Annotated in this window: 9 protein-coding genes and 2 tRNA genes; 6 read left to right on the forward strand and 5 right to left on the reverse strand. The window is 43.5% G+C overall.

Annotation, left to right across the window (positions count from 1 at the left end; genetic code table 11):
* Window positions 1–200: 200 nt before the first annotated feature.
* Window positions 201–1715 (forward strand): multiheme c-type cytochrome, encoded by a 1515-nt coding sequence (locus ACVA58_RS03810; protein WP_446509123.1) that lies wholly within the window; start codon window positions 201–203, stop codon window positions 1713–1715.
* 82 nt (window positions 1716–1797) lie between these two features.
* On the opposite strand, the gene ACVA58_RS03815 is transcribed toward ACVA58_RS03810, so the two are convergent.
* A complete protein-coding gene (locus tag ACVA58_RS03815; RefSeq protein ID WP_446509124.1) occupies window positions 1798–3306 on the reverse strand; it encodes a peptide MFS transporter in 1509 nt (502 codons plus the stop codon).
* A 573-nt stretch (window positions 3307–3879) separates the two neighbouring features.
* On the opposite strand from ACVA58_RS03815, the gene pdxY reads away from it, so the two are divergent.
* Entirely contained in the window at window positions 3880–4734 is an 855-nt protein-coding gene (pdxY, locus tag ACVA58_RS03820; RefSeq protein WP_446509125.1) for a pyridoxal kinase PdxY, read from the forward strand.
* 76 nt (window positions 4735–4810) lie between these two features.
* On the opposite strand, the gene ACVA58_RS03825 is transcribed toward pdxY, so the two are convergent.
* The 4 genes from ACVA58_RS03825 to ACVA58_RS03840 all read right to left on the reverse strand — a co-directional run bounded on the left by ACVA58_RS03825 (window position 4811) and on the right by ACVA58_RS03840 (window position 10168).
* Window positions 4811–7114: an EAL domain-containing protein gene (locus tag ACVA58_RS03825; protein ID WP_446509126.1), complete on the reverse strand. Its 2304-nt coding sequence runs from the start codon at window positions 7112–7114 to the stop codon at window positions 4811–4813.
* Window positions 7111–7989 carry a transporter substrate-binding domain-containing protein gene (locus ACVA58_RS03830; RefSeq protein WP_446509430.1) on the reverse strand — a complete coding sequence of 293 codons (879 nt, stop codon included), beginning with the start codon at window positions 7987–7989 and terminating at the stop codon, window positions 7111–7113. The genes ACVA58_RS03825 and ACVA58_RS03830 overlap by 4 nt, the downstream gene beginning before the upstream one ends.
* A 148-nt stretch (window positions 7990–8137) precedes the next feature.
* Window positions 8138–9547 (reverse strand): aminotransferase class V-fold PLP-dependent enzyme, encoded by a 1410-nt coding sequence (locus ACVA58_RS03835; RefSeq protein ID WP_446509127.1) that lies wholly within the window; start codon window positions 9545–9547, stop codon window positions 8138–8140.
* A 360-nt stretch (window positions 9548–9907) separates the two neighbouring features.
* The gene (locus ACVA58_RS03840; RefSeq protein WP_446509128.1) at window positions 9908–10168 is read right to left on the reverse strand and encodes a serine protease; all 261 of its coding nucleotides are present in this window, start codon (window positions 10166–10168) and stop codon (window positions 9908–9910) included.
* A gap of 45 nt (window positions 10169–10213) precedes the next feature.
* On the opposite strand from ACVA58_RS03840, the gene ACVA58_RS03845 reads away from it, so the two are divergent.
* The 4 genes from ACVA58_RS03845 to ACVA58_RS03860 all read left to right on the forward strand — a co-directional run bounded on the left by ACVA58_RS03845 (window position 10214) and on the right by ACVA58_RS03860 (window position 12342).
* Window positions 10214–10435, forward strand: a complete 222-nt coding sequence (locus ACVA58_RS03845; protein WP_446509129.1) for a hypothetical protein — start codon at window positions 10214–10216, stop codon at window positions 10433–10435.
* Between the two features lie 14 nt (window positions 10436–10449).
* Window positions 10450–10523, forward strand: a tRNA-Gly gene (locus ACVA58_RS03850).
* 44 nt (window positions 10524–10567) lie between these two features.
* Window positions 10568–10654, forward strand: a tRNA-Leu gene (locus tag ACVA58_RS03855).
* 176 nt (window positions 10655–10830) lie between these two features.
* Window positions 10831–12342 carry a DUF2235 domain-containing protein gene (locus tag ACVA58_RS03860; RefSeq protein ID WP_446509130.1) on the forward strand — a complete coding sequence of 504 codons (1512 nt, stop codon included), beginning with the start codon at window positions 10831–10833 and terminating at the stop codon, window positions 12340–12342.
* Window positions 12343–12452 lie beyond the last annotated feature (110 nt).

The following is a 12452-nucleotide window of genomic DNA, read 5'->3' on the forward strand; positions in this document are numbered from 1 at the left end:
CGTTTTCAGAGAATTAATATCACACCAATCGCCACCATAGTGCAACCCGTTCGATGACTTCAAGTTTTGAATACAGAGGATCTTTCAGTGACTTTCTCCATATTAAGTCTGTGTATTTAACAGAATCTACACACTGTCTCAAAAATAGCTCACCTACACTTCCCGTGACTAAGTTGCTAGGCATAAAAATGGAAGTCATCATGAAAACAGAAACTTATATCCCACATAACCCCTTGGGGTTATGTCTTGCTAGTCATACACAAAGTTTAACGCTGCGAGTTAAGAGGCAATCAACGTCTACTTCAGCGATTAAGTGGATAGCAATGGGCTGTATGCTGTTTTTATTCACTTCTTATACATTCGCCAACCAAGAGTCCGGTAACAACAAATGGCTCAAACCACACAAAGCGAGCTCAGCAGAACAAATCAATAACGAGTATCCCTTTTATCCTTCGCGGGTACAAACCGCAGGAAGAGAGCTGACACCTGACATGTTTGAAGACCCAACCGTATGTAAAGCATGCCACGAAGAGATTTATAAACAGTGGGAAAACTCCGTCATGGCCAAGTCATGGGACGACCCTATCTACAAGGCCCTGTTCAAACGTGCCAGCGCCGCAACTAATGGCGAAATCGACAACTTTTGCATAGCCTGTCATAGCCCTATCGGAATGACGAGTATGAATGCCTCGGCCAAAATGCTAGAAACAAATGAGCATCTGCCGGGGGTGAACTGCGAAGTCTGCCATAACATTTCGGGGATAACCGGGCACGATAATGGCGCTTATGTACTGACTCCAAACCGAGAAGCGCACGTAAAATTAGGACCAAGGACAGATGCCGAATCCCCTTATCACAACACGGCCTACCTCGATGTACAAACTCGCTCCGAGTTCTGTTCGACATGCCATAACGTAACCCATCCGACTAACGGTACGGCCATTGAGCGCACTTATGACGAATGGCAAGAAAGTATTTATAATGAGCAAGATATCCATTGTCAGGATTGTCACATGACTCCGGGGCCAGGCATCAATGAAAACCCAGGCAAGTCGGCGATTATGGGTAAAGAGCGCAAGCATATTTACTCTCACGAATTCACTGGCGGTAATTCGACCCTGCACAACTATTTCAAATCGCCCGAACGTGCCGAAGCAGCAAGAGCGATGCTACGATCAGCAGCCATTATGGAGCTTGTCGATATACCTGAAACCATTCAAGCTGGTGACACTGTCACTATAAAAGTCAAAGTCAGCAACGTCGGCGCTGGGCATAAGCTGCCAACCGGTTTTCCAGAGGGGCGTGAAGTGTGGGTCGATTTCCAAGTCAGCTCTGATAACTACCCTAGCCTCTATCGCTCAGGCGCGATTATTGATGGCCATACCGAACCCAATACCCGCAACTTTAAGGTTTGGCTTGGGAATGCCAAAGGCGAGGTGGTTGATCTAAATGTGTGGGAGGTGGACCGAGTATTGGCGGATACGCGAATCCCGCCTAAGGGCTACTCCATTGTAGACTACACCTTCGTGGTGCCTGCCGATAGCGGGGCTATGCTCAATCTCGATATCACCCTAAACTACTGGCCATTCTCACAACAGCTTGTTGATGAACTACTCGGTGAAGATGTACTGGAAGTGGATGTGGTTGAAATGACTAGCCTAGAGACAAGCCTCAAAATCACACCAGCTGAACCTACTGTAGCGCAACGTCACTAACCACATTAGACGCCAAGGGAAAAAGCGCCAGCAACGGCTAGCGCTTTCATTCTTTTTATATCAATTTACGCTTGGCAATCAATTAATACTGAGGAGTCAGAGACTTCGCCTCTTCTTCCTTCTCCAGTTCTTCGCCTTTACTGATCAGCTTGTTAATCACTTTTGATAGTGCCAGCGTGACAAACGCCATCACTACGGCCAGTATGGCTAGGTTGAAGAAGTAACTTGCATATACACTTTCGATAATATCCTGAGTTAGCTCAACATCTTTCGGCAAAGCGATCTTGGTCGAAATAACCGCAGCCAGAATACCACTTAGTGATAATGCTACAGAACGCAGACCGATAGAGAACGCAGAGAGGTAGCGCGGCACCATTTCAAAGATAAAACCAGCCCCCAAGGCGCCGACAATCAACTCAGCCAAAGACTGGAAGAAGTGTACCCATAGAATCCAGTCTGCAGAGATCTTACCATTGTCACCAACAAAGCTAGTTGACAAGCCAAGTAACGAGAATGCAATGGCGCTGAAGATGAAAGCCGCTGCAAATTTAGTTGGGATTGACGGTGAAATTCCTTTTCTTTCTAACCATCCATAGATAAAAATAACCGGACCACCCAACACAAAACACCATAACGGGTTAAATGCAGCATTTGACTCAGGACGAATAGGAATCAAACCAAACAGATGGTCACCCATTAGGTTGATAGCATAAATGTTCATCGAGGTTAGCATCTGACCGTAGTAGAAGTAGAACACGATCATGATGAAAATGAGGATCAACACCCCACACATTTTGTATTTAAAGGCAGTGGTTGCACGGGTAATTTCATAAATGAAGTAACCAATAGCGCCAGCACCTAGTGCATATAACAGGTATTTACCTTCATCAAGGTTAGAGAATACCCAAAATACCAGACCCAGCATAACCGCCGAGCCCAGAACAAATGCCGTCCACACTTTCATTGATACAGAACGGCGGTCAATATCGTTACCCACACTTACAAAACGATCACGGAACAGTACGAACAGCACCAAGGTAATCGACATTAATCCCGACGCAATATAGAAATTCCCTTGATACGCTAAGTAAGCAACCATGAACGGGAAAAGGTATTTAGATGCGAATGAACCTAAGTTATTTATCGAATAGTTTACCGTCAAACCCTGCTGGAACGAATCGCGGTTATCTGCCGCATAGGAATTACCCAGTAATACCGTTGGGCTTGTTGCAGAAAGTCCCCTCGCGTATCCGATAAGTGCGATAGCAAAAATACTCAGCGGTACATTTAACGAACTCGCCCCATACCCCAGAGTAAAGAAACCGATGGTATAGACTGTGTAACCAATATACACCGCACGAAATGAACCGATATAACGATCAGCAACAAAACCACCCACAGCCGAGAAAACAGGTCCTACAGCACCGAAAGCACCCATCATCATAATGGTATCGGCTTCACTGTAATTAAGTTCAACGAGGAAAAATTTAGTTAGCAGAACGTAGGTGCCGTAGAATGCTGCACCCCACAGGAACTGTCGTAAGATAAGTACTCTGGCAATAAATGGAAATCTAGAGTTTGCGTCTTGCATATTATACTCCTTTAATATTATGCACTGCGTAAACTAGCAATTTACAACTTTTAATTTCATGATCGATAGCAACTTATTCAACAAATCACCTATGATAAATGCATTTTTTTGCATATCTGTGATATTGATATAAAAACAATCGGTAAGAGATTGATTAAAAAGAAGATAACAAAATCATCAAATAAACTTATCCCTCTTTTTAGTGAGTGTTTTATATGATGAATATTGTTCACAAAGCGTACTTAGGTCGTTTTTTGACCAGTACGTACTCCTCGAGTAATAAATCGTTATGTCTGAAGAAAAAAATAGCTAACCAATAAGCTGATGCTCAATGTCACTCATAGCCACTATTTTTTGAACATCCATGTAACGCCCTCTTTAATGTTAATTGGTAACCTAATCCCATTGTGTGGATATAAACCAATTTGGCGCGTCACAGCAAGTCTGACAACCCCACCTACGGCAAACAGTACTTTCCACAACTGCAATGTAACAATCACCCATTAATTCATTGTGATAAGCTGCATGTCACATTATTATCGATGCGTCACATACCCCAACAGGATAAAAATAATGAAAGGCATTCTTTCTGTTCAGTCACATGTCGTTTATGGACACGCAGGAAACAGTTCAGCCGTTTTTCCGCTACAGCGCATGGGCTTTGAAGTATGGCCAATCCATACCGTTCAATTCTCTAACCACACTCAGTACAAGGAAGGCTGGACGGGACGTGCCTTTGCTGCAGAAGATATCACCAGTTTAGTCTCTGGTATGGAAGCTATTGGCCAACTGGCTAACTGTGAAGCGGTTCTCAGCGGTTACCAAGGCAGCGCTGAACAATGTCTAGCTATTGAAGAAACAGTAAAAAAAGTAAAAGCAGCCAACCCTGAAGCGCTATACGTATGCGACCCAGTAATGGGTGCGCCAGATAAGGGTTGTATTGTTGCCCCAGGTATCGCCGAACACCTGATCAATACCCTAATGCCAATGGCAGATATCATCGTGCCGAACCAATTTGAGCTTAGCCAATTTGCTGGGATGGAAATTAACTCTTTGGAAGACGCAGTCAAGGCTTGCCAAGTTGCTCTGAACAAAGGCCCGAAGATGGTTTTGGTCAAGCACCTACACAGCGTATCGAATGAGATGTTCTCTATGATGCTGGCCACCCAAGAAGGTTGTTGGTTAGCCCAGCGCCCTCATCTTGAGTTTGACAAGCAGCCAGTCGGTGTTGGTGACCTAATTTCCGCTCTATTTACAGGCCAGTACCTAGCAAAAAGCAACGCAGAGGCAGCATTCAGCCATTGTAACGATGCCTGTTACGCTGTATTGAAAGAAACTTCGCTACGTGGTGAGTGGGAACTGCAGACCATTGCAGCCCAGAATGAAATTGTTAAGCCCTGTGAGCACTTCCCAGTAGAAGCACTCTAAAAGCTAACAGCATTCAACGCAGAAAGTAGACAACTATCTTCTCTGCGTTGAATGTCAGGGCCAAAGCCGAATAATACTAAGCTACCGACTGCGGCACCTTTGACTTATAAAGCAAGCGTTCAAACTCAGCCGCAGGTAAAGGCTTACTGAAGAAATAACCTTGCCCATAATCACAACCACTCTGAAATAGATATTCGGTATGCCACTTCGTTTCAACCCCTTCAGCAACAACTCGAATGTTCAGCGCTTTAGCCATCGCAATAATAGCGTTTACCAATTCTCGGTTAGACGCATTTTGGTCAATATCTATCAGAAATGACCTGTCTATTTTCAATTTGTCGAATGGGAACTTTTGCAAGTAACTCAGTGCAGAATAGCCGGTGCCAAAATCATCAATCGTCAACTCAACCCCCCGACTGCGCAAATCCTCAAGCAAAGAAACAACCTCATCATTGTGATTGAATAACAAACTTTCTGTCACTTCAATGTCGAGCTTATTTGCAGGAAGCCCTGAAGATTCTAGCCCCTTTTGTATTTGGGCTGATAGCGTTTCACAATATCTGAACTGCACGCTGGAAAAGTTAATTGAGATTTTTATTGGCGCAATACTTTGCCAATGTGCCGCATGGTGACAAGCCTGAAAAATTGCAATCTCACCAAGTCGGTGAATCAAGCCATTCTTCTCGGCCAGTAGAATAAATTCATCGGGTGGAATGGAGCCTAATTTTTCATCTTCCCAGCGCATCAGAGCTTCCGCGCCCACAATTTGATTCGTTTCCAAATCCAATATTGGTTGGTAATGCATCTCAATACGATTGTTTTTAATGGCCTGCCGTAACCGGCTGTCGAGGTCCATTGTACGCTGCACGTCAGTCGTCATACTGGTGTCATAGAACCGATACGCATTACGGCCATCTTGTTTAACCCGATACATGGCAGTGTCGGCTGCCGCCAGCAACTGATGAGTATTTGTTCCATCTCTCGGGAAAACCGCCATACCAATACTGGTAGTAATGAAAAACTCTTGGTTGCTCCAGGTAAACGGACGATCAAACAGCGATAAAATCGTGGATGACAATGATTGGGCATACTCCTCGTCACGGAGGTTGGGAATAATGAGCAAAAACTCATCTCCTCCCAAACGCGCTAATACACTTCCCCCGCCAATGACTGACGACAAGCGTTGGCTGCTGTCGGTAAGAATAAAGTCTCCCGCTAAATGTCCCAGCGTGTCGTTAATCTGCTTAAAGTTATCGAGATCAATAAACATCACGAGTACTTTGCTGTCAGTATCGATTGCATCGGCAATGATCAACTCCAGTTGTTCATTGCCAAATTTTCGATTGGGCAATCCAGTTAAAACATCATGCGTAGCTTGGTACGCTAATTTCCGTTCAGATGCTGTTCTTCGATCAATTTCTTCCACCAGCCGTTCATTTTGAACGGCAAGTACTCGTTGTTGCTTATGTGACTCTTCAAACTTTATTTTTAAAATGATGTTGGCACTATTGATATTGAAGGTAAAAAACAGACCGATAATAACTGGCACGGCTAGAAATGAAATACCCACAACAAACCAACCGGAGGTGAATATATCTTTTTCATTTACAGGGGAAAACCAACCTTTTAATTGATAAGGTGTATTTTCTATTGGAAATTGAAAAAAAAGAATATCGGATTGCTCTAAAACATCATCCGTTATTGAATTCCACACTAATATATCGTCACGCGCAGTGGAAAGCAGCATTCTACTTCTGCTTCCCTCATATTCCTGCGCGGTTAACTGCTCAATAATTACAGAGGTATTCACATCGGCAATTAAATAAGCGACAGGCCGTCCGGAGTAATACACTGTTTTGTATATTTCAATATGCGGTTTCCCTTGATCATAGCTGGTATGTAAAACATTGGTGCCGCCTTCAGCGTTTTCAAAGCGCTTAACATCAACCACCAAGCTTATACTTTCAGCGGTATCGACAATCACAGAGCCATCATAACTGGTCAAAACAAAGCGATTGTATACTGGTATTTCGTTGATAAGCCTAGTTTCAACCAATGCATCCAGTTCGTGATCGAGCTTCATCAGGCTCGCACCCAAACCGTATTCCATTGACATGCCAGACGCCAAATTGGCGAAAAAGGTTGTCATGGCCCTGTCTGTCGTAAAGTCAGTGATCTCTTCACTGGAAACGCTAAAAAAGTACTCAAGCATACTGGTATAGCTTTGAACTTTAAGCGTCAGCTCACGATGCTGCGACTCATTTAACCTAGTTTGGCCTAGGTTGGTTACAGCCAAAATCAAAATCAAATACGCCGCCAGCAAAACTGCGGCAAGTATTATCAGATTACTACTTGATAGTTTTTGTATCCATTTCTTCATAAATCAGCTTCATTGCTTTTACTGAAATAGTCGCCATAAAAATAAAAAACCGATGGATAATGCTTTTCTATAAGCTTCTGATAAGTTCCATCTTTTCTAATCTTAGTTAAGTATTGATTAAATGCATGACGTAATTCAGGACTATTTTTCCTAAATGCAGCCGCCATTCTTTGATCTTGTGATACTGGTCCAATAACTTTAATTTTCCCTGGCCATTTATCTAAAGCAATTAATGTATCTGCTACATCTAATAACGTGGTTTCAGCATCATTGTTTAAAATTGCTGGCACCATTTCATTTAACTTTCGTCCGGGCTCAGGAAGAATGATATTTGCGCCAGTGTCATACAAGTTATACAAATGGGGGTCGAGACAAGATTGTTCCATTGCCAATACATCTTTGTTTTTAATCAATTTCTTTACAAGATTAATATCTTTATTTATATCACCGGTTGGCTTAATTGGTGTCAAAGGTGAATCAGAACGCGCCACTAGCCATACTGCTGAAGGAAAATAATCTATTGAAAAATCAGCTAATTCTTCACGCCAATCTAAAACCGTTACACCATTTGCGATAATATCTCCTTCTATCGGCGACTTATCTCCCAGTACAATCTCGCTATTTACATACAAGGCGTTTTGGCCATTCAGCTTTCCGACAACAGTATCCCATTGGGCGGGAACATATTCGTATTTGACACCTAGCGATTTGGCAAAACCTTTTACAATCTCAACATCGAGCCCACTGAGAGACTCAAATTCCTCTGTTTTTATATATGAAATGAAATTAGCATAAGGGACACCGATATGGCGCAAAACGCCCCTCTCCTTGATTTCAGCTAAATCGTCAGCGGTAGACAAAGGGCTAACCAGCATCCCAGCACCAAGTACCGCCGCGGCAATCAACGATCGTAAAAGTTGTCTCGCACTCTTCATTAAACCCTGCCCTCATCCTTGTAGTACAGTCCCCCAAACACCCAGAAGTGACTGGGAAATATTCGCCCAGCGAACTGGGCGTCTTATATTAGGCCATTGCTTGATACAACTGTTTTATTGCTTTCACTAACCCTTTAACATCTTTTTCATTATGGAATAAATGAGTAGAAATACGCAGAGAGTAAGTCGAGTCGGCATCATCTTTGTACAATTTGAAGTCGGTGGTACGAATAATATAGCCATACTCTTCACGCAACCTATCCCTAAATTCAGTCAGCAAATCGCCATCAGAAACATTGAATGGGAATGGGTTGAATGTTGTTAAACCACTGTCTAGCCCCTCTACATCTGGTGAGAACACCAAAGCTTGCGGCAATGCATCAGACAATAAGCTTTTGCATAATTTGCTCAAATACAAAACACGAGACTCAATGCGACGGCGGCCTATCTCATCCCACATCTTACAGCTGTCAGCTAGCGCTTGTTTAGCAGGGTAATTATCATTACCGATGTATTGCATCTGTAGTTGGGTACCAAGGTAGCCAGCATGAGATAAAGACGAGTTGATATACCACAATGGGTTTTCCCGATCAGGCCAGTACTCATCTAATCGTGTCGCATTGTCCCGTACATACAAGATCCCTGTCGCCCCAGGGCCACACTGCCATTTATGGCCCGACCCCGCATAGAAGTCACAGTCGATATCGTGGAAATCCAAATCCATCATCCCGATGGTGTGTGCCCCATCGACAAGCGTCGGTACCGCATACTTTTTCGCGAGTCGACATAACTTCTTCGCCGGCAAACGCGTACCTGTTTTATAGGTAATATGCGAGAACACCATTAACCGAACATTACTGTTTTCGTTTAACGCTTTTCTGAATGCCTTAACATAATCTTGCTCGCTAACTTTTTCAGTCCCGGTATAAACAGGCAGTTCGACCTCAACAACCTCCACCCCAAAACGTTGCTTGACCACATTCAATGGCGATGAAGCAGCCACATGTTCATGATGGGTTGTGAGAATGACATCCCCAGGCTCAAAATGCAGACCGTTGATAATCGAGCACATACCATCAGTGGTATTGCGGCTCAAAATGATCTCATTAGGATCGGCACCAAAACCGGCGGCAATATCAGTCACCATCTCAGAAACATACGGCCAACCACCAAATTTTCCATCCATGTCCCACGGATATTTAGCAACGGTTTTATTGTTCTCATGAAAAGCTTGTAATACTGACTTTGGCATCGAGCCTGTCGTACCAATATTCATATAGGTTGTGCTGTTATCGAGCATGAACTGCCGTCTAACTTCTTGCCAAAAATCATTGTCATTTCCACCAAAATGAAGGGACTGCCAATCAGCTACTTCATCTGCCGCACTCACTGTGCTGCTAAGCAGCGCACTCCCCACCCCAGCGACAGCAAGTCCTGTGGTTGTTTTCAAAAACTGACGACGTTTAAGGTTTTTCAGATCTGACTCTGAATGGCTCATTTTTATCTCCCTGTGTCATGCACTATAAATTGAGAACAATTAACAATCCCATCAATAAAATCACAAAGTATTACCAAATGTAACCATCCTTTTCAGGAATACCGAGCAATATCAAATTTTCCCCATGCAAATACTGCTAATACGGTTACAAAATAGTTATACCTAAAAGATGATGTTCATTTTTCTGCACAACTATATGGTTAGACCAAAAACACCAGAGAGGCATAATGGAAGTTGTAAGCAGCATTACTAATATAACTGTAGGTTCTATTTAATTATAATGCAGATACAAAAACGCCCTAGATAAACAGGGCGCTATTAGTAAACAAGGTCAAAAAGTACTAATTGACATGACATCGCTTAGTTTTCTGCTGTGCTAGAACAATAGAGTTCAAAGGCTTCTTCAGTATTATCAAACCCCTCACGCTCGGCTAACTCCCAAGGACGCTCACACTGCTCTGATTTTGCACACCAGCTGTATCCCGCAGAATTTTTACAACCGTGTTCATCTTCATCTGCACCCACCATAGGTTCGGTAGAATCATTACAACCAACCAATAGAGTACAACTCGAAACAAGCAGCAAGACTAGCGCTGATGATATTGAAAGACGACGCATCATATATACCCCCTCTACACCCAGAATAAATGTTAAGGATAGGCAGTTATGTTTATGCCGGGCAACAACGATAGGTATAAAGTAAGACCGACACTTTTTGCTGGTGTTTCAGTTTATGTCACGGTGATGGAACGGCCAGATGCCTTCAAATTGCTCTGTTCATTAAACATTCAAACAGTCATCAAAGCAGCTTTAAAGCGTGATGGATGTGGCAAAATTTATCTTTTACGATTGCGAGAAAGTCAGAGCAGGCTTATCGTTGCTTTGTAATCAGTGACTTATATGCGAGCATCGTATAATGGTATTACCTTAGCTTCCCAAGCTAATGACACGGGTTCGATTCCCGTTGTTCGCTCCAAGCGCCTTGGCGCAAAGATTAGACACTGATGAGTAAGGTGACATGCGGTGGTGGCGGAATTGGTAGACGCGCTAGCTTCAGGTGCTAGTGTCCGCAAGGACGTGAGGGTTCAAGTCCCTCCCTCCGCACCAATCTTACATATAAAACTAGTCAGTTTTTCTAGAAATATCCCTCCTTCTACTCTACCCCCTCAAGCTTTGATACACATCAAATCATATTAGCCACATTTTGGAGCAGTATCACACCGGTTGCACATTCTGCAAGCTACGCTTCTTGTACACTCAACACCCCAAACAAGGAGAGTAAAATGGCTTACTTAATTGTGTGTTGTGATGGTACATGGAATGACCCTGATAACAGAGACAAAGGAGAGCTAGCCCCAACCAATGTAAAGCAGCTCTTTGATGCACTACCTGAAAAGCCAGACCTTCAGCGCAAACGCTATCAAGCAGGTGTCGGTACCGAGGGGGGAATAGATAAATTCACAGGTGGGATTTTCGGCTTCGGAATTTCTGAAGATATTCGCGACTGCTACCAATGGATAGCCGACAAATATAAAGCAGGAGACAAAATCATTTTAACCGGCTTTAGTCGAGGCGCTTTCACGGCCCGCAGTTTAGCCGGAATGATCTGTAAATTGGGTATCGTCAACCTACATCAACAAAAAGAAGATGAATGGGACGAAACAGTAAAATTGGTTTATACCCAAGGATATAGAGAGTGTGAAACGGCTGAGTATTTAAAGGCTCACCATAATATCGAATTTCATGAAAATTCGAATACAGTATTCTTCCTTGGTGTTTGGGACACAGTTGGTGCACTCGGTGTGCCTGATGATAAAGCGGTTGCTGATCTGTTTGATAACCCTAAAAAGTATCAATTCCATGATGTAAAGCTCAGTGCAAATGTTGAACATGCTCGGCATGCTGTCGCGATTGATGAGCAACGAGGCAGTTTTAGCCCAACATTATGGGAAAGCGATACTCACCCATCCATGAAACAATTATGGTTCCCTGGTGTACATAGTGATATTGGCGGTGGTTATAAAGAAGATGGGCTCTCAAACACAACCCTTAGTTGGATGGTCAATGAGCTGAAAAGTGTTTCAGATGACCTTATTTGGCACGAGGACATGCTTGACCAGATCATACCTAACCATGCGGCTGAGCTTCATGATTCGCATGTTGGTTTTATGAAAGTGCTAGTCACTGCTCCTCGTAATATACCCTGCTTTGAAAAGCAGGCTGGTAGCTTTCATGAGTCCGCACTGGAAAGACGTGAAAAGCCACCAATAAAACAAGGTCCCTATCGCTCTACACAGACTTTCATTGAAGGGGGCTCTATAGAAGTTGATATCTATGCCAAACACCCATGGTCTTGGACAGGGATCTACCTGCAAAAAGGCAAAAGCTATCGCTTTACCGCGGCTGGTCAATGGGTAGATAAAAGTGTTCCGTGTGGCCCAGCAGGCACCAATGACGGCCGATTTTACCTAGGTGAAATCGCCCATATTGCCAGTGAAGGTCTGGGCTTTGTGGAAAAGCTATACAAAAAGCTACTCGATAAGCCCGACGCAAACTTCGTTCTCACCAAGCGGGTAGAAGAAGCACCGTACTTTAGTTTAATTGGCGCAATTGCCAATGGCGGTAACCCCAACAAAGACGGCACACACTGCCCGCTTCGCCAGTTCAACATAGGTTCGGGGACGACAATAGCAGTGAAGAAATCAGGTTACCTTTACTGTTTCCCTAATGATGCATGGGGATTCTATGGTAATAACCGAGGGTATATAACACTGAAGGTCGAAGAAGTGAACTAGTTAACTTTTGGTTATGAAAACAGCCAAGGGTAAAACAAAGCTTCAGAGTATAAATTCCTGCCTCAAGTCATGGTTATATTTGTACTCTGATGCTTTTTTTCGAGCCAAGT

This window comes from Photobacterium sp. DNB22_13_2 (genome assembly GCF_052873915.1).